The sequence below is a fragment of the Gammaproteobacteria bacterium genome, from assembly GCA_013697705.1.
Taxonomy (GTDB): domain Bacteria; phylum Pseudomonadota; class Gammaproteobacteria; order UBA6002; family UBA6002; genus UBA6002.
This window is the reverse complement of record JACCWJ010000024.1, coordinates 42,431-61,418: the sequence shown is the minus strand read 5'-3', so window position 1 is coordinate 61,418 and position 18,988 is coordinate 42,431. Positions and strand designations below refer to the sequence as shown.

General features: G+C 36.4%; 17 protein-coding genes. 11 read left to right on the top strand and 6 right to left on the bottom strand.

From position 1 onward, the window contains the following. Nucleotides 1-379 precede the first annotated feature (379 nt). Complete coding sequence (locus H0U71_05275; GenBank protein MBA2654457.1) at nucleotides 380-1,075, bottom strand: VIT family protein; 696 nt, start codon at nucleotides 1,073-1,075, stop codon at nucleotides 380-382. 94 nt (nucleotides 1,076-1,169) lie between these two features. Here H0U71_05275 and H0U71_05270 point away from each other — a divergent pair, with 94 nt between their 5' ends. Further along, nucleotides 1,170-2,351, top strand: coding sequence for a GGDEF domain-containing protein (locus H0U71_05270; GenBank protein MBA2654456.1), 1,182 nt, complete (start codon nucleotides 1,170-1,172; stop codon nucleotides 2,349-2,351). A gap of 230 nt (nucleotides 2,352-2,581) precedes the next feature. Here H0U71_05270 and H0U71_05265 read toward each other — a convergent pair whose 3' ends face one another. Beyond that, nucleotides 2,582-5,134, bottom strand: coding sequence for a cation-translocating P-type ATPase (locus tag H0U71_05265; protein ID MBA2654455.1), 2,553 nt, complete (start codon nucleotides 5,132-5,134; stop codon nucleotides 2,582-2,584). A gap of 175 nt (nucleotides 5,135-5,309) precedes the next feature. Here H0U71_05265 and H0U71_05260 point away from each other — a divergent pair, with 175 nt between their 5' ends. Genes H0U71_05260 through H0U71_05245 form a run of 4 tightly spaced genes read left to right on the top strand, consistent with a single transcriptional unit; the run spans nucleotide 5,310 to nucleotide 9,406 of the window. Continuing rightward, complete coding sequence (locus H0U71_05260) at nucleotides 5,310-5,609, top strand: antibiotic biosynthesis monooxygenase (protein ID MBA2654454.1); 300 nt, start codon at nucleotides 5,310-5,312, stop codon at nucleotides 5,607-5,609. A 50-nt stretch (nucleotides 5,610-5,659) separates the two neighbouring features. Continuing rightward, nucleotides 5,660-7,015: an MBL fold metallo-hydrolase gene (locus H0U71_05255; GenBank protein ID MBA2654453.1), complete on the top strand. Its 1,356-nt coding sequence runs from the start codon at nucleotides 5,660-5,662 to the stop codon at nucleotides 7,013-7,015. A 4-nt stretch (nucleotides 7,016-7,019) separates the two neighbouring features. Next, entirely contained in the window at nucleotides 7,020-8,528 is a 1,509-nt protein-coding gene (locus H0U71_05250; GenBank protein ID MBA2654452.1) for a thymidine phosphorylase family protein, read from the top strand. Further along, complete coding sequence (locus tag H0U71_05245) at nucleotides 8,525-9,406, top strand: ribose-phosphate diphosphokinase (GenBank protein MBA2654451.1); 882 nt, start codon at nucleotides 8,525-8,527, stop codon at nucleotides 9,404-9,406. Before H0U71_05250 ends, H0U71_05245 begins: the two co-directional genes overlap by 4 nt. A 123-nt stretch (nucleotides 9,407-9,529) precedes the next feature. On the opposite strand, the gene H0U71_05240 is transcribed toward H0U71_05245, so the two are convergent. The 4 genes from H0U71_05240 to H0U71_05225 all read right to left on the bottom strand — a co-directional run bounded on the left by H0U71_05240 (nucleotide 9,530) and on the right by H0U71_05225 (nucleotide 13,792). After that, on the bottom strand, nucleotides 9,530-9,871 hold the full coding sequence (locus H0U71_05240) for an alkylphosphonate utilization protein (GenBank protein MBA2654450.1): 342 nt from the start codon (nucleotides 9,869-9,871) through the stop codon (nucleotides 9,530-9,532). Nucleotides 9,872-9,944: 73 nt separating this feature from the next. Next, the gene (locus H0U71_05235) at nucleotides 9,945-11,576 is read right to left on the bottom strand and encodes an STAS domain-containing protein (GenBank protein ID MBA2654449.1); all 1,632 of its coding nucleotides are present in this window, start codon (nucleotides 11,574-11,576) and stop codon (nucleotides 9,945-9,947) included. Nucleotides 11,577-11,607: 31 nt separating this feature from the next. After that, the gene (gene pckA, locus H0U71_05230) at nucleotides 11,608-13,173 is read right to left on the bottom strand and encodes a phosphoenolpyruvate carboxykinase (ATP) (GenBank protein MBA2654448.1); all 1,566 of its coding nucleotides are present in this window, start codon (nucleotides 13,171-13,173) and stop codon (nucleotides 11,608-11,610) included. Between the two features lie 313 nt (nucleotides 13,174-13,486). Further along, on the bottom strand, nucleotides 13,487-13,792 hold the full coding sequence (locus tag H0U71_05225) for a HigA family addiction module antidote protein (GenBank protein MBA2654447.1): 306 nt from the start codon (nucleotides 13,790-13,792) through the stop codon (nucleotides 13,487-13,489). A 637-nt stretch (nucleotides 13,793-14,429) separates the two neighbouring features. Here H0U71_05225 and H0U71_05220 point away from each other — a divergent pair. From H0U71_05220 to H0U71_05195, 6 genes are all read left to right on the top strand, one after another. Further along, a complete protein-coding gene (locus tag H0U71_05220) occupies nucleotides 14,430-16,406 on the top strand; it encodes a cation:proton antiporter (GenBank protein ID MBA2654446.1) in 1,977 nt (658 codons plus the stop codon). A gap of 22 nt (nucleotides 16,407-16,428) precedes the next feature. Next, complete coding sequence (locus H0U71_05215; GenBank protein MBA2654445.1) at nucleotides 16,429-17,412, top strand: 2-hydroxyacid dehydrogenase; 984 nt, start codon at nucleotides 16,429-16,431, stop codon at nucleotides 17,410-17,412. Nucleotides 17,413-17,638: 226 nt separating this feature from the next. Beyond that, nucleotides 17,639-17,779, top strand: a complete 141-nt coding sequence (locus H0U71_05210; protein ID MBA2654444.1) for a hypothetical protein — start codon at nucleotides 17,639-17,641, stop codon at nucleotides 17,777-17,779. 102 nt (nucleotides 17,780-17,881) lie between these two features. Then, entirely contained in the window at nucleotides 17,882-18,163 is a 282-nt protein-coding gene (locus H0U71_05205; GenBank protein ID MBA2654443.1) for a hypothetical protein, read from the top strand. Between the two features lie 162 nt (nucleotides 18,164-18,325). Continuing rightward, a complete protein-coding gene (locus H0U71_05200; protein MBA2654442.1) occupies nucleotides 18,326-18,577 on the top strand; it encodes a hypothetical protein in 252 nt (83 codons plus the stop codon). After that, the gene (locus H0U71_05195; GenBank protein MBA2654441.1) at nucleotides 18,535-18,777 is read left to right on the top strand and encodes a tyrosine-type recombinase/integrase; all 243 of its coding nucleotides are present in this window, start codon (nucleotides 18,535-18,537) and stop codon (nucleotides 18,775-18,777) included. The genes H0U71_05200 and H0U71_05195 overlap by 43 nt, the downstream gene beginning before the upstream one ends. The last annotated feature ends 211 nt before the right edge of the window (nucleotides 18,778-18,988 follow it).

Genomic DNA, 18,988 nt, shown 5'->3' with positions numbered 1-18,988 from the left:
CCTCTGTTAAGGCTATCGTAAAACATGCTAGCTGACAGAATTTGTAATCAAGCCAATGGCTAATAACTTACAGTTAATGTCTTAGGGGTCACCCATTTCCATACCCATTTAAATAAATAAATTGAGGCACCATGGAATGGGGTGTCCGTGAAGTCGGGGCTAGATCATAAGGTATTTCGAAGTTAGGTGCAGTACTGTAAGCTAGTTATTATAAATTTGGCGAGGCAAAAAATACTGCAACAAGCAAAAAAATTTAATGTTACAACAGTTCAACAGGGGGAGAAGAAAAAAACTTTGGAAAATAAGCAAGCAATTGAATTAGGTAATTAGCTATGGCATGTATTCACCTAGAAAACTCATATCAATACTCTTTTTACATTTATATTGCTATTCCCAAAAAAGAACCAATGCCAGCACTAATAAGCATTGCAATAGATCCCCAAAGCGCAACTCGGAACGAACCTGTCTTCATTGAAGAGCCGCCTGCTTTTGAAGCCAATCCACCAAGCATTGCCAAGAATAGAATAGTCATGATCGAAAGTATCGGAACTAAATAAAAGGTAGGTGTAATTATAGTGACTAATAGAGGCAATAAAGCACCGCCGGTAAAACTGAAAGCTGAGGAAAATGCTGCTTGATAGGGACGTGCAATTAGAATTTCTGAAATGCCCAGTTCATCACGAGCATGTGCTCCCAAAGCGTCATGAGCCATCAGTTGGCTGGCAACTTGTTTGGCTAGAGATAGTTCAAGGCCCCGTTTTACATATATGGATGCTAATTCTTTAAGTTCAGATGCTGCATCAGTTTCTAGTTCCATTTTTTCTCGTTTTAGATCAGCTTTTTCAGTGTCTGCTTGAGAGCTCACTGAAATATATTCACCCGCTGCCATGGACATTGCGCCTGCAATTAATCCGGCAATTCCCGCAACGAGTATACCTCTATATGATGTATGGGCAGTTGCGACCCCTATTAGTAAGCTTGAGGTAGAAATAATTCCATCATTTGCTCCTAGGACAGCAGCGCGTAACCAGCCTATACGTTTAATAAGGTGACGCTCTCTATGTTCTATATACATACTAAGTCCTTAAGTATAAAATCCATAATGATTAGAATATACTAGTCTTTCTTAGAGACACTGCCAATTAACCATTGCGATGATGTGACCATATATGAAGACTAACGATATTGAAAGCAGAATCGATCCAGAGAATATCCAAAGCAGGATAGGACTTCTTAACTCTTTGCTTCACAAAAAAATAAGTGTTCAAGCTTTTCCGATACTCTTGGAAGAAGAGTTCCAAGCTTCTTATAATGAAAATAACCAACTTAGAGCAAGAATTACACTATTTTTAGGTTTGATTTTTTTTGCTGCCAGTAGTGTTTTTGATTTGGCTTTTTTTCCTAATGATTTTACCTCGCTTACAGTAAGATTATTCATTACTACCCCATTATTACTCATATTGGCGAGTATGAGTTTCACAAAATACTTTTATTACTTTCACCAATATTATGTTCTTGTTTTTTCTTTTATTATCATGGTGAGTTTAGTGATAATTGCTGCCATTATTCCGCTATACATGAAAGACTTGCTTTATCAAAGCTTAACATTCACACTATTGTTTATAACAACACTCCCTAGATTGCAATTTCGTATTATCTTGTACGCCTCGATAATGGTCTTACTTATTTTTAATATCGGCTATCTCTTTAGTGGCATTAACCCACCTCTACATTACTACTGGAGTTTATCTGGGAATAATTATATTTTATCTGCCGCCGCTTGTTTATGCCTAATTGCGAGTTACTTCAATGAATCCAATGCGCGCAAACAATTTATATTATCTAATTTAGTAAAAATGGAAAATGCATTATTAGCGCATTTAAGCCATTACGATAAACTAACTAATGTGGCCAATAGACGCTATTTTGAAGAAGTCCTAGAGAAGGAATGGCGTCGGGCTATGCGCGCTCATCATTCATTGTCACTATTGTTTATCGATTTTGATTATTTTAAACAATACAACGATTTGTATGGACATCAAGCAGGTGATAGGGCACTAAGTGAGATAGCAAACGTATTCATTAAATGTGTCAGGAGAGCAGGAGATTTTGTGGCCCGTTTTGGGGGCGATGAATTCATTATTATTATCCCAGATGATTCTCTTGATAATGCGGTTATGCTTGCTAAAACTATTATGCTGGAGTTAAAAAAACTGGCTCTAGAAAATGCGGATTCAAAAATTTCTCCTTTAGTGACAATTACCATAGGTATCACAGCCATAATTCCCACCGTGGATATGTCTACTAATGTTTTAATCAAGCAAGCAGATCTAGCGCTGCAGCAGCGGTAAATCAACTGGTCGTAATAATATTTATATTTATTCAAATGATGGTGTGCGTCTTGTAACCTGATGAAGATATTCAAAACCTGCGGCGATCAATTTTTTTGGAGCATAATGCAATGATAACCACATTTTTTAAGGAGATTTTGAACTTATTACCTTATGCAGTATTTTTCGCAATTTTTATGTTAACTCTACCCATCACTTTTGAAGGCAAATTTATAGTTGAAAACTGATCATCATTCATCAAGTTTAAGTTTAAATTTTTTGCTAATAATTTTAATTAACTCGAACCATACAATCGAAAAAATGCCTGCTGTTAAGCAAAGAATGATGTCATTGAGGTGTAGGAAATCAAAGTGAAATAAGTGTCGCATGAATGGAATAAATAATGCTGCACTTATTAAGACGAGGGCTCCTCCAATGATCCACCACATAGCTGAATTAGGCTTTTGAATGTTTTCTATAATTGTGCCTGACCAGGAACGATTAGTAAGTATTAAGCAAAGATTTGCGATAACAAGGGTCGTAAAAGCGAGTGCACGCGCCTCGTCTTCTGTTTTATTGATATAAAGTGCGGAACCATAAATGCTAAGACTAATGATGAGTACGATGATCCCTTGAATGATACTAAGCACTATCATGCGACGACTAAATATAGACCTTTGTAACTTTCGGGGTGGTCGATTCATGATGTTTTTTTCTTCAGGTTCTGCTTCAAAGGCAATTGAACAAGCGGGATCAATGATAAGTTGCAAAAATGCGATATGAATTGGGAAAAATAACAATGGCCAACCCACTATTAAGGGAATGAGAGTAAGCCCTGCAATAGGAATGTGAACAGCAAAAATATAAGCCATTGCCTTTTTAATGTTATTAAAAATTCTTCTTCCAAGTTTTATAGCTTCTACGATAGATGAGAGATCATCATTGAGTAATACAATAGATGATGCTTCACGAGCAACATCGGTTCCTCTTTGCCCCATGGCAATGCCAATATGCGCTGCTTTTAACGCAGGTGCATCGTTGACTCCATCTCCTGTCATAGCAACAATTTCATCATTCGATTTTAGTATATGAATAATTTTCAATTTTTGTCTTGGCAGTATGCGTGCAAAGATATTTGTTTTATTCACTTGTTCTTTCAAACTATCATCTGTAGTTTTTACAATTTCATTTCCCGTAATAATTTCATCATGTTTTTGCATGCCTAATTGTTTCGCAATAGCTAATGCAGTTGTGGGATAGTCACCAGTTATCATCACCACACGAACCCCTGCACGATGGCAATGATCAATAGCGTGTTTTGCAGAGGGACGAACAGGGTCAGACAAACCAACCAACCCCAAAAATTCGAATTTAAATCCCTGAGGTGTTTTTGGCCAGTGGTCACCAGTGAAAATCGCCTTAGCTACACCTAGAACACGTAAGCCTTTTTTTGCCATGGAGTTTGCATAATTAGATTGCTGTTTTGTAGTTTCTTCATCAAGGTGACAAAGTTTATATACAGCCTCAGGTGATCCTTTTGTTGCAACGATATAATCGGATTGATCAGGTATTTTCCATACATGTGTTATCACCAGTAAATCGGGTGTGAGTTCGTATTCATGAATTAAAGTTCGATCTGCGTGCAAATGTTTTGTATCTTTTAAGTAATGTTCACCTAATTTGTGAATTGCTATTTCCATAGCATCAAATGGCTCTATTTCACTAGCTAAGATACTAAATTCCACAATATCATGGTATTTACTGGGTAATACAGGCTCATTAACAAAATCCACGGTATAGGCTTTGTCAATAAATAATTCATCCACCCTCATTTGATTTAGAGTTAACGTTCCTGTTTTATCCACACATAATACAGTGGTAGCGCCTAGAGTTTCGATAGCGGGGATTTGTCTTGTAAGTACTTGCAGTTTAGATATTCGCCATGCACCTAAAGCAAAGAAGACCGTTAATATAACGGGAAATTCTTCTGGAAGTGTTGCCATGGCAAAGGTGATACCAGCCAATATCCCACCAAGCCATGATCCTCTTGTAAAACCATATATTATGATAATGATGGTACATAAACTTAATCCTAAAATTACTAAATTTTTAACTAATCGACCTGTCATTTTTTGGAGAGGGGTTTTTTCTGGTTTGATTTCTTGAATAACTTTTCCAATTTTACCAATTTCAGTTTTTGTGCCTGTGGCAATCACCTTTGCAATTCCTTGTCCTTGTGTCACCATCGTTCCCGAATACACATAAGGTAAATTATCGCCACCTGGTTGTTGGTTTTTTGGTATGTTGTCATCTGACTTTTTTTTGCTAACAGAAATAGCTTCTCCCGTTAACATGGACTCATTAACTCTTAAATCATGACATGTTAATAAAATAGCATCAGCTGGAATACGATCACCTTCTTTCAGAACAACAATATCCTCTACAACAACCTCCCTTCCAGCGATTCGTTTGTATATATTATCTCGAATCACTAATGCACGTGGACTGGTTAAGTCCCGCAATGCTTCTAACACGTGTTCTGTCTTTCTCTGTTGAAAGACCAGAATTACAATAATGACCGCTACAAAGATGAGAAGAACAATGGCTTCTTTTGGATCACCTAAAACCAAATAAATGGCTCCTGCGATGAGCAGAAGTAAGATCATGGGTTCCCGAATGGCTTCTAACGCAATTGTTAACCAATTTCGTTGTTTTATTGTGGCTGGGAGCTCATTGTATCCCTGTTCCTTAAGTTTTTTAACGACCTCAATTTCAGACAAGCCATTATAAATAGGTTTTTCCATTGCATTTCCTGTATATGATATTTATTTTTTATATAATTATAATAAAATATATCATAATTATATTAAGCAATGATCAAAACTTTCATGATCACTGCTACCATTTTTTAAACTACGATTTACGATTTGATATATACTTTAAGTGTCACTTATTTTATAGACATTAAGGAAATAGTTTATGGATGATAGATACTATGCTTTTATAGTAGCGGGTTTGGCAAAAGAAGGGACTGAAAACCACGTTCTAAACTTTCTTAAAGAATTGATGACGAAATCGCGTCAAGATGAAGGCTGTATTATTTATAATATCCATCAGTCAACCGATAATCATCAAGAGTTTGTATTGTATTCTCTTTGGGAGAATAGAGAGGCATTTGAACGTCATAATCAGACACCCCATATGCAAGCATTTAAACATGAATTACATAAAAAATTATTTGATAAAGAGTCAGCTAAAACTTATTGGAATCTTTTATAATTTTTTTTTGAAATTTAACTCTGCAAGAAGCAGGCACTGAAAGGATATCTATGCAACTCACATTTATGGGTGCCACAGGGACCGTTACGGGTTCTAAATATTTATTAGCCTCAGATTCTAAAAAAATATTAATTGATTGCGGTCTTTTCCAAGGTTACAAAGAACTTCGTTTGCGTAACTGGAGTAATTTACCCATTGATCCTCATAAGATTGATGCGGTTATACTTACTCACGCTCATATCGATCACTCAGGTTATTTACCTTTGCTGGTAAAGAATGGTTTCTCAGGCAAAATTTATTGTAGTTCTGCTACAAGAGATTTATGTGAGATTCTTTTGAGAGATAGTGGTCATCTGCAAGAGGAAGAAGCCCGGTTTGCAAATGAGCAAGGTTATTCAAAGCACCATCCAGCATTGCCACTTTATACACAAGAGGATGCTGAGCGTTCATTACACTTTTTTCATACTGTTAATTTCGGATTAGAATATCACCTAGATGATGATCTGAGTTTTCAGTTAACACGTTCTGGTCACATTCTTGGATCATCATTTGTACGTATAAAACATCATAATCGTATACTTTTATTTAGTGGTGATTTAGGTAGACCACATGATCCCGTGATGAATCCTCCTGTTATTGTTCAATCAACGGATTATTTAGTGTTGGAAGCTACGTACGGCAATCGTCTGCATGAAGCGATTAATCCTATCGATCAGTTGGGGAAAGTAATTACTAAAACCGCAAAACGAGGTGGTTCTGTTATAATTCCTGCATTTGCTGTGGGGAGAGCGCAAAGCATTTTGTATTTTATTTACCAGTTAAAAAAAACAAACAAAATACCAGATATACCTGTCTTTTTAGATAGCCCAATGGCGGTGAGTGCTACTAAAATTTTCTGTAACTATGCTAACGAATATAAGTTCTCTAAGCAGCAGTGTTATGACATTTGTGCCGGTGCTACTTATACCAACACAGTTGAAGAATCCAAAGCTATTGATAATTATCAATACCCAATCATCATTATTTCTGCAAGTGGGATGGCGACAGGCGGACGTGTTCTTCATCATTTGAAACAATTTGCTCAAGATTACCGCAATACCATTTTATTTACCGGTTATCAGGCGGGTGGTACGCGTGGTGCACGGATGGTTAATGGGGAATCTGAGGTTAAAATTCATGGCCAAATGATTCCGATACGAGCAGAAGTGATTGAACTTAGTAACACATCAGCACATGCTGATTATCAAGAAATATTGGCCTGGTTAAAAAAAATTACCACACCACCCATAAAAACCTTTATCACCCATGGTGAGCCGGAAGCCGCTCAGTCCTTGAAAAACATAATAGAAAAGGAATTAGCATGGGACTGTGAAATACCTGTGTACTTGCAAACGGAAGAGCTGTAATTAAATGCGGCAATATTCTTTACGCCTCAAATATCTTGGCATTGATACCTATAAAGAAAATATTATTTATATGCGACAAGATTGTCCTATTTGCCGTGCTGAAGGGTTCGAAGCTCAAGCTCGAATTCAAATTACTTTTGGTGACAAGATTATTATTGCTACTTTAAACACGATTGAGTCTGAACTTTTAAGCAGAGAAGAAGCAAGTTTATCGAAAAATGCTTGGACCCTTTTAGGAGCTTCGCCTGATGATATGATATTTTTATCTCATCCAAAGCCACTCGATTCTTTGAGTTATATTCACGCCAAAATCTATAATCATCAATTCTATCCTCGGCAGATCCAATCTATTATAAACGATGTATTGGTTGGAGATTTATCAGACATTCAAATTGCATCATTTTTAACAGCTTGTGCTGGAGATAGATTAAATACTACAGAAATTATTGAGTTGACCCAAGCGATGGTTAACACAGGCGAGCGTTTAACATGGCCTTTTGAATGTGTTGTTGACAAACATTGTGTGGGTGGGGTGCCTGGCAATCGTACGACATTAATAGTCGTACCTATTGTGGCTGCATTTGGTTTAACTATACCCAAGACTTCTTCCCGTGCCATCACTTCACCTGCCGGTACAGCTGATACCATGGAAATATTTGCACCAGTCGAGATCGACATTCCTACCATGCGCAAAATAGTTGAAAAAGAAAATGGTTGTATCATTTGGGGTGGTTCTGTCGCATTGAGTCCAGCTGATGATATTTTGATACGAATTGAAAAAGTGCTCGATTTGGATAGTGAAGGTCAGCTCGTAGCCTCTATATTATCAAAAAAAATTGCAGCAGGTTCTAATCATGTGGTTATTGATATTCCTATTGGTAATACAGCAAAAGTCCGAAGTTTAAAAACGGCGACTGTTTTAAAACAATATTTAGAAACAATAGGAAATAAACTAGGCATGAAAGTGCGTGTAGTGTTTACAGACGGTTCTCAACCTATTGGTCGTGGTGTTGGTCCAGCTTTAGAAGCACGTGATGTATTGTCTGTATTGCAAGGAAAAGATGACGCACCTCAAGATCTACGCGAACGTGCTTTAGTGCTTGCAGGCAGTGTGTTGGAATTTTCACCAACAGTTGAACTAGGTCAAGGAGAATTAATTGCAAAAAACATTCTTGATAGCGGACTCGCATGGAAAAAATTTCAAGCGATATGTGAGGCTCAAGGTGGCATGCGTGATATTCCCAAATCTGTTTATACTCATACTATTCATTCATACAAATCAGGCATAATCAAAAATATCGATAATAGAAAATTAGCAAAAATTGCGAAATTAGCGGGCGCACCCCAATCTAAATCTGCAGGCGTAGATTTACATATTCGCCTTACAGATAAAGTCAGCAAAGATGATCCTCTTTTCACTATACATTCAGAAACAAAGGGTGAACTTAGATACGCGCTATCATTTATTCAAGAAAGACAAGATATTATCTCATGCTTTGAGGATGCGGAATGAATGCCATTATTTTTTCATTATTTTCTCCTTCCCAGTTATCCGACAAAGTAATCGAAAATTGTAATCTAGAAATTGGAGATGCTGTTTTGCGTGACTTTCCTGATGGTGAAACATTTATAAAAATTAATTCTGATGTGCAAAACCGAGATGTGATTGTGATGACGAGTTTAAACTATCCTAATAATAAAATATTACCATTGTTATTCTTTTCAAGAACAGTGAAAGAGTTAGGTGCAAAAAAAATTGGATTAATAGCGCCGTATTTAGCCTATATGCGCCAGGATAAGAATTTCAGTACGGGTGAGTGTATTTCATCACGATATTTTGCAGATTTATTATCACAGAATTTTGATTGGTTACTGACAATTGATCCTCATTTACATCGATACAAATATCTCGATGAAGTTTATACAACGCCAACTTTTACTCTGCATGCAAAAGAAAAAATTGTTAAATGGATACAGGGCAATGTAAAAAATCCAATTATTATAGGTCCTGATGCTGAAAGCAAACAGTGGGTTTCAAGTATTGCAGACAGTGCTAACATTCCTTATTTAATTTTACAGAAAATTAGACGCGGAGACAGAGAAGTGGAAGTGTCTATTCCACAGATTCATGAATTCCGATTTCATACGGTAGTTTTGATTGATGACATTATATCAACCGGTAATACAATGATTGAAGCTATAAAACATCTAAAAAAATCAGAGGTCAAATCGGTTATTTGTATAGGAATTCATGCGTTATTCGCAAAAAATTCTTATGAAGCATTAAAGCAGAGCGGTTGTTCTATAATAACTTGTAATACGATTGATCATAATACAAACGCTATTGACTTGAGTAGTTTAATTGTTCATGTCTTAGCCACCTTGAACTGAAAGAATAATCCAATTTTTAAGTCCCTTTGATCCTTCCCTGCCTAGTTCTATAATATTTTATCATAATTCATCTGAGTTATCTTTTATTGTTGATTCACGGAGTTAGCCCAATAACACATCTATCTAAACCTTTTTTACAAACTGAGATTTCAACTTAATAGGACCAATACCATCAATTTTACAATCAATATCATGGTCTCCTTTAACAAGTCTGATATTTTTTACTTTAGTTCCTACTTTGACCGTAAATGAGGAACCCTTTACTTTTAAATATTTTATGACGGTGACCGTGTCACCATCCTGAAGTGTGTTACCATTTGCATCTTTAATAATTAAGGTATTTTCAGGGGCTTCTTCATCTTCGTCATTGGCCCATTCATATAAACACTCTGGGCAAACAAAAAATATGCCGTCTTTATAAGTAAATTCAGAATTACATTTCGGACATTTTGGTAATGTGTTCATGGTTTCAATCCTATTTTTTTCAAATTAATTCTACATATGCTCTTTTTTAAAATTCAAAAAAGCAAATATTTAATTAATGTAAACTTCTAACTATCTCTATAAGCGTCTCAAATATACGCCCCTCACTAATCCAACGTGTAATTCCTATTTTAACTAATTTTCGAGTAACTTTTGGATTTGCCTCACAAAGATAAACAGTTACTCCTCTTTTATGAAACTGTTCGATCACTTCACTAAATGTCTGTAGTCCCGTTATATCCATAAAGGGAACATTCTTCAGACGAAAAATAATATTTTTTGGGTCAGAATGAGTTACTGCAAGGGCATGTTCTATTTTTTCAGCTACCCCAAAAAAGAAAGGCCCTTGAATGGTGTAGACAAGGGTATCTTTTGGCAGAGTCAAACCTTTTTCTATTAATTTACCATTCAACATTTCATGGTCTTGTTTTTCAACTGTAACAAACTGACTCATCCGGCGAACGAAAAGTAACATAGCTAATATAACACCCACATTCACAGCAACCACTAGATTAGTGAATATCGTTAGCAAAAAAGTTGTAAATAACACGAGTAGATCATACCGAGGAGCGTGTTTGGTCATATGGATAAAATGAGGAATATCACTCATATTATAAGCAACGACAAATAGAATTGCTGCCAGCGTACAAAGTGGAATGTCTTTTGCTAATGGCGACAATAGTAAAATAACAAGAATTAAAAAAATAGAATGCACGATGGCTGCAATGGGGCTATTACCACCATTTCGAATGTTTGTTGCAGTTCGGGCAATTGCACCGGTTGCAGCAAATCCACCAAAAAGGGGTGAAAAAATATTTGCTAAGCCTTGTCCAATTAATTCTTGATTAGAATGGTGACGTGTCTTAGTCATACCATCAGCTGCAGTAGCTGATAATAGCGATTCAATAGCGCCCAAGAGTGCAATGGTAAATGCGGGCCCAATTAAATTTAAAGCAGATGTTAGTTGTATGGTGGGCAAATGAAAGCGAGGCAGAACTTGTGAAATACCCCCGAAGGTGCTGCCAATGGTCGCAACCGATTTAAATTGAAATACAGTCTGAAGCGCTGTTGCAACAGCCATAGCAATTAAAGGTCCGGGTATACGTCTTAAGAATTTTGGAGTTATCCATACTAAAAATAAGCTTAAGCAAGCTAAGCCTGTCGTCGCCAAATCAAGATTGGGTAATGCTTTAATTAAAGCTAATAATTTTAGATGAAAATGTGCATTTAAAGGAAGCTGCGTTGGTAATCCAAAAAAATCCTTCCATTCTCCTACAAAAATAATAACACCAATCCCACTGGTAAATCCCACGATCACAGGATCAGGGATAAATTTAATTACGCTTCCCAGTTTTATAATGCCCATAAACAGCAAGATAAATCCTGCAAATAAGGTAGCTATCTGTAAACCATCAACACCATATTGAGCTGTAATACTAGCGAGAATAACAACAAATGCACCCGTAGGGCCTGCAATTTGTACACGGCTACCCCCAAAAATTCCTACAATTAATGCTGAGATGATAGCGGTATATAAACCCTGTTCAGGTTTCACTCCAGAAGCAATAGCGAAAGCCATTGCCAAAGGCAAAGCAACAATTCCAACAATTAAACCAGCTACTATATTAGGTAACCAATTTTTAAATTTTAGTAATCCAGCACGATACGCTTCAATAATAACTATCATTTTTTCTCATATGCATTGCAAGGTTCATACCTTAAGTCAACTCAGGACCTGCGGCCATGATTTCAGGTGAGACCTTAAACTTCTTAAAATTAGCAATAAATGCTTCTGTCAATTTTTTAGCGTGTCCATTGTAGTCTGCTGTACTCCGCCAAGCATTGATAGGATTTAGTAGTTTTTGATCGACTTCTTTGATAGAAGTCGGAATCGCGAGTTTAAATTCAGGCATTACTTCATAAGTCGCCTGCTCCAATTTTTGATTCAGAATAGCGTTAATAATGGTGCGTGTCGTCGGAATATCAAAACGTTTTCCGCCTTCACCATATGCTCCACCTGTCCAGCCTGTATTGACAAGATAAACTGGGCAGTTAGTTCGTTCGATGTGATGTATCAACAAATTAGCATACACATCGGGTGACCGCGGGAAAAATGGAGCACCGAAACATGTGCTGAATGTTTGTTTTATTCCGCTGCCTTGGCCTACTTCTGTACTTCCAACCAGTGCTGTATAACCGCTTAGAAAATAATATGCAGCTTGTTCTTTGCTGAGTTTTGCAACAGGTGGTAAAACACCATAAAGATCACACGTTAAAAAAATGATGGCCGTGGGTTGTCCGCCACGATTTTGCTTCATTCTTCGCTCAATATGTTCAAGAGGATAAGCGGCGCGGCTATTTTGTGTAAGACTACTATCGTCATAACGAGGCGCTAAAGTAGTTTCGTCTAATACTACATTTTCCATAATCGCGCCATCTCGGATCGCTTGCCAGATCAGCGGTTCGCGTTCAGCGGAAAGATTGATACATTTTGCGTAACAGCCACCCTCAAAGTTAAATACACCATTATCTCCCCAGCCATGTTCATCATCACCAATTAAATAGCGATCAGGATCAGCTGATAGGGTTGTTTTGCCTGTTCCAGAAAGACCAAAAAATAATGCGGCATCTCCATCATGACCCACATTTGCCGCACAGTGCATAGGTAAAATACCTTGGGGAGGAAGTAAGAAATTCATTACAGCAAACATCGCTTTTTTCATTTCACCCGCATAATGTAAGCCACAGAGCAAAATTCTTCGTTTTTTAAAATCAATAAGCAATGCTGCATCACTTTTAACTCCGTCTCTTTCAGGATCAGTTTTAAGTTGGGCAGCGTTAAGAAGTGTCCAAGTTTTAGCGGAATCTTCTGTTTTAAAAGTTCGTATAAATGCGTTGTAACAAAATAACTGGTGCCACGCTAAATCTGTGATGACAGTCACAGGCATTTGATAATTTTCATCAGACCCTACAGCTAAATAAGAAATAAAATGTGTATTTTTTTTAAAATATTCTTGTGTACGTTGCCATAATCTTTCGAAGCATTCTGTCGAAATAGATTGATTAATTGCTCCCCAATCGACTTCATTTGTTGTGACTTCATCTTGAACAATAAAACGATCTTGTGGCGAGCGTCCCGTACGAAGTCCTGTGGTAACTGAAAGCGCACCATTTTGGGCTAGCTTTCCTTCTCCGCGAGCCAATGCAATATTTAATAATGCTTTTGCGGGTAAATTGCGATGCACAGTTTTTTTATTATCTGTTTGAGAAATCATTTTAGACATTCTAGAACCTCTCACGATGATGGGATTGTCAAAATCTTTTGGCAAATCAGAAACTGTGACATTATCGAGGCTAATCACCCTTGCATGCTAGGCATTTTACCAAAATTGCTGAGAATAAGGCGCGTTCGACGTGCCCAATAACAAAACTGACAAAATCTCATCCGGGCGTTCAATCTCTGATACTTAGCTACAATGAAATGATAAGGAGGATATCAAATAAATTGCATAGCATAATTGAAAATCAATTATAATCCAGCGCCTCATCTCAGGAATATTTTATATCATATACCGGTATACGAGGTAAATTAATTTATTATCTATTTCTTTTTTCTTTGATCTGTTGCAGTGCTTTTATTGGCAAATGGGTTTTCCTGGCGTGCCATAAATCCCAATTACATTGAAGATTTAGCCAAAATTCAGGTTCCATTCCGAAAGCTTCCGAGAATGCTAAGGCGGAGTCTGCTGTAACCCCACGATGCATATTAACGATTTCATTGAGACGGGGATATGTCCACCCTAAATGTTCGGCAAATTGTTTTTGTGATAGCCCAAGAGGTTCCAAAAATTCCTTGAGTAAAATTTCTCCCGGATGTATGGGCGGTCTATTTTTTGGAGCCATCATAAAGTTCCTATTATTTTGATTTTGAATCATATATCGATAGATAGAATCATCGCAATAAAATTATGAGTGAATCTTAGGCATCGCTTCAATTGCCTAATAGCCCAAATCCACCCATACTGGCCAACGCCACGTATAGCAATTGCCAGAGCCATACTAAAAAATTCGCCGGTTTGGATTTTAGATGAAGCAACTTCAGCATTAGATTCTATAACTGAGAAATCATTGAAGACGGTACCCATGAGACACTTTTGGCAAAAGGTTGGGCATTTATGCAAGAATGAGGCAAATGCAAGCTGGTGTGTTTGTGCCTGAAACAGAAGATGAAAATGAAGGCGTATAACAAACCCGATATAACAGAGTTAAAAATGGAAACGCTATGTGAAGGGATCTTAAAAATGAAAAGAAAACAAAATTCGTTTAAACGAAAAATACCACTTGATATTTGGGTATATAATCTTTATATATTGCTTAGGGCGCGATCAAGACGCATTTAAAAATCCTAATGAAACTCCTCAGATGCAAGAATTTAAACGTCAATTACATAAAGAACTATTTGCTAAAGAGTCGCCTAAAAATTTTTGGAACTTTTAAAATAATTTCTGTTAAACGATTTGATGAGTAATGAAATAATTATATGAATTTAAGTATTTTCAATAGCATTATTATTATCCTGTTTCTTGTTGTTGCAATACTCGTTCTATTTCGTCGCGCTAAATTACCTCCTATTTTTGGTTACTTATTCGTTGGCAGTTTGGTTGGTCCGCATGCCTTTGGTTGGATTCGAGATGTTAAAAATATTAGCCAGCTAGCAGATTTTGGTGTGATGTTTTTAATGTTCACGGTGGGATTAGAGTTCTCCTACACCCGCTTGCGAAAAATGAAAAGCCAAGTATTAAGTTTAGGCAGTATACAGGTCATATTGACTACTGCAATTACGACCATTATTGCAATGTGGCTAGGGATGACTTTTCAAGAAGCAATTATCGTGGGTGCTATTGTCAGTATGTCTTCAACTGCCATTGTATTAAAACAATTAATTGACCAGTTAGAACTGGATACATTACATGGTAATCATTCTGTCGCAATTTTATTGTTTCAAGACCTGGCCGCTATACCTTTTTTTATTCTTATTTACAGTTTAGCAATTCCAGACCAACCTATACTGATACTTTTATGGAGTGTCATTGCTAAATCATTTGTGGCTATTCTAGCCATACTGGTTATTGGACGTTGGATAATGAGACCCTTATTTAGGGAAGTTGTTGGGTCACATTCCTTGGAACTCTTTACCTTAACGGCTTTACTCATTACCTTGAGTACTGCATGGATAACTCAACAAATGGGCCTTTCATTGGCTTTAGGAGCGTTTTTAGCAGGAATGATTCTCGCTGAAACAGAATTAAGACATCAGTTAGAAGCAGTCATTAGGCCATTTCGTGATATTTTAATGGGTTTGTTTTTTATTTCTATTGGTATGCTTTTTAATGTTCGAGAGATACCCATTACTTGGAGTTGGGCATTTTTGCTACTGGTAGCGTTGCTAATTTTCAAAACGGCTTTAATATTTCTGTTGTCATTGATGGCAGGAAGAAACGCAAAGGAAGCATTACGGACGGGTTTAGTATTAGCACAAGGCGGCGAATTTGGTTTTGCACTATTGGCACTGGCATTGACTTATCACTTGTTGCCATCATTATATGGTCAAGTTGTATTAGGCGCATTGTTATTTAGTATGGCATTAGCACCTTTCATTCTTAAATATAATGAAAAAATCGCAGAAATTGTTTTGCGAAAGATTTCTCTAGAGAAAATAGATAAATCTAAGGCAAAACCAGTGCAAGTTCTTGTCGATCAGGAAAAACATGTCATTCTGTGTGGCTATGGCCGTGTTGGTCAGGGTTTAGCAAGGATATTGGAAAATGAAAATATTCCCTATCTCGCCATAGATTTTGACTTAAATCTTGTTCAAAAGGCAAAGTCGTTAGGATATCCCGTCATTTATGGCGATGCATCGCTTTATGAAATTTTGCAAACATGCAGAATACAAAATGCACATGCTTTGGTAATCACATTTGAACAGATATCTGCCAATCTTAAGATATTGCAACAAGTCCGAATGCATCATAAAACCATTCCTATTTTTGTGCGGGCACTAGATGATTCAGAACTTGAAAAACTGCAAGATTATGGTGCTACAGAAGTCATACCTGCCAGTCTTGAAATTTGCTTAACATTGGCTTCTCATTTGTTAGCAACTTTACAAGTGCCTGTACAACACATTTGGCAGGAGATAAACCAAATTCGTAAAAATCGATATCAGTTGCTTCACGAAATTATTTCAGGTTCAGAAAGCACAGTTGCTGAGGTGGGTGATTTTCAAAAGAGATTTATCACTTTACCCGAAAATGCTTATGCAATTGGCCTGACAATTAAAGAGTTAGCCTTCGATAAAAAAGGGATTTTGTTGGCCTCAATCAATCACGAAGGAATTGAGGATTTTCATTTCTCATCGGCTACTCGACTACAAGTTGGAGATACTTTACGACTTTATGGATTACAAGTTAATCTTGAAGAGGTTGAACAATATCTGATTGAAGGCAATGTTTTTTGAGACCTATGAAGGAATGCACCACATGCAAATAGTTATTTACAGCACCAAAGAATATGAACGTGAACATTTAAAAAAATATAATACATATAATTATGATTTAATTTTTGTTGAAAAAAATCTTTCTTTGGAGACAACTGATCTAGCTCAGGATTGTATAGGTTGTTGTTGCTTTGTTACAGATGATCTTTCTAAAAAGGTAGTTGATAGGTTGGCAGAAATTGGTATTAAGTTTATAACTCTACGTTCATCAGGATATGATCATATAGATCTATCAGCAGCTAAAGACCACAATATCACCGTGATGAGAGTACCCAAATATTCCCCTCAATCCGTGGCAGAGTTTGCAGTAACTTTAATATTAGTTTTGAGTAGAAAGATAATCAAAGCTTATACGAATGGCTTAAAACATAATTTTTTGCTTGATTCTTTATTAGGATTCAATATTCATAAAAAGACAATAGGTATTGTAGGAACAGGATATATTGGTACTGTTTTTGCAAGAATTATGAATGGATTTGGTGCTCATTTACTGGCATATGATCCTGTCAGAAACAAAGAATGTGAACAATATGGAGTAGTGTATACATCCTTTGATAATTTATTAAATGAATCTGATATTATTAGCTTACATTGTCCCCTTAATCAAGAAACCTTTCATCTAATTGATTCTCAAGCTATATCTAAAATGAAAGATTCTGTAATGTTAATTAACACTGGAAGGGGCGGGTTAATTGATACAACATCACTGATTGAGCATCTAAAGAATGGTAAAATTGCATATGCTGGTCTAGACGTTTATCAAAAAGAAAAAGGATTATTTTTTCAGAATTGTTCGGAGCAAGTTATTGAAGATGAGGAATTTTTGACCTTACAAAGTCTTTCTAATGTTTTAATAACTCCACATCAAGCATTTTTTACCACTGAATCAATTCAGAACATTTGCCAAACGACTATAGAAAATATTAACGCCTATTTTCAGGGTGGTTTTTTAAATGCTGTAGAGTAACCAAGAAAATCACAGTTAATGGGGTTTACCAGAAAAATGAATTTATCAGCAATAAGGAAACAAAAATCACTTTTTTCTCTTTTTTCTCTTTTTCTGCAATTTCAGAAGGTTAAAAATAACTAAAATAGCTTATATTTTGCTTTAAATTGGATCTTGGTATTGACAGAGCTCAAATAATGATTAGCCTTGAAGAATAAAATTATAACTAATAAAGGATACCCACCTCATGTCAATTAAATTTTCAAAATTAACCAGAGCAAACATGCGCGGATTAAAAGCCAATGAAAAATTAAATGAGCATGGTATTATTTTTGAGCGCTTAGATAATAGTGACGGTCGCTTTATTATTAACGTAATGGTTGATTGATAACGTATTCATCGTGTCATTGGTAAAGAATCCGAAGGTGTCACACGTAAGCAAGCCGAAGATTTAATAGCCAAGCTTCGCACTGATGCAAGAGAAGGTAGATTGAATTTACCTAAAGGTCGAAAAATTATTTTTTCATTTCAAGAAGCCGCAGGAAAATACTTGGAAAGACAATTATTAGAAAATGCTAGAAATTTGAAAGCAAAAATCTATCAACTACGGCTACATCTTATTCCTTTTTTCAGCGAACTCCCTCTTAACAAAATATCTAGTTTTGATGTTGAGCGTTACAAAAAATTTCGATTGGATAATAAAGTTAGACCTACCACGGTTAACAGAGAGCTCGCTGTATTATCTCACCTATTTACAAAAGCCATTGAATAGAACTGGCTAGATTCAAAACACACTACGATTCGCCGCTATAAAGAAGATCAGAGTCGGATTACTTATCTCACCGTAGAACAGATTGATCGTTTAGTCGAAGCTGCGAAGCAAGATCAACATCCTCAAATTTATCCTTTCATCATGATTGGATTAGAAACAGCAATGCGACGAACTGAGATTCTTTCAATACGACTCGAGCACATTGATCTTGAGCGACGAATAATTTATATACCACAGGCTAAAGCGGGAGCAAGACAACAGCCAATTACTGCTTATTTAGCAGAATTTTTAAAAAATACGTTGGTTCAACCAAATTACAACGAGAATGGGTATTTCCGGCGGAAAAATCGGCGACGGGACACACAGTCAATATTGAAAAGGCCTTTAGACGCGTTGTGGCAGCGGCAGGATTAGACCCCAAACAAGTTGTCAGGCATACCTTAAGACACACCGCAATTACCCACCTAGTTCAAGCAGGAGTTGACTTACCCACTGTTAAGCGAATTTCGGGGCATAAGACTTTACAGATGGTAGAACGTTATAGTCATCAAAACGGTATTCACATTCAAAGCGCAATGGATAAGTTGGAACAACGATACAGGAGCAGTAATTAATTATTTTTTCGAATTATACTTATCGAATTCTTATATAACACAGTAAAAATATTAAACAGTCATTTATAGCTGAGAATCGCTATAAAATCGTAACTATTCAGTCCTGGGTGCAAGCTATTACCCTAAAAGAAGAACTCGAGCCTTTATAATTTTCAGAATTTCTATAGAATGATATTTCTATTTAGCCTGAACCTGTAACGATAAAGGATTT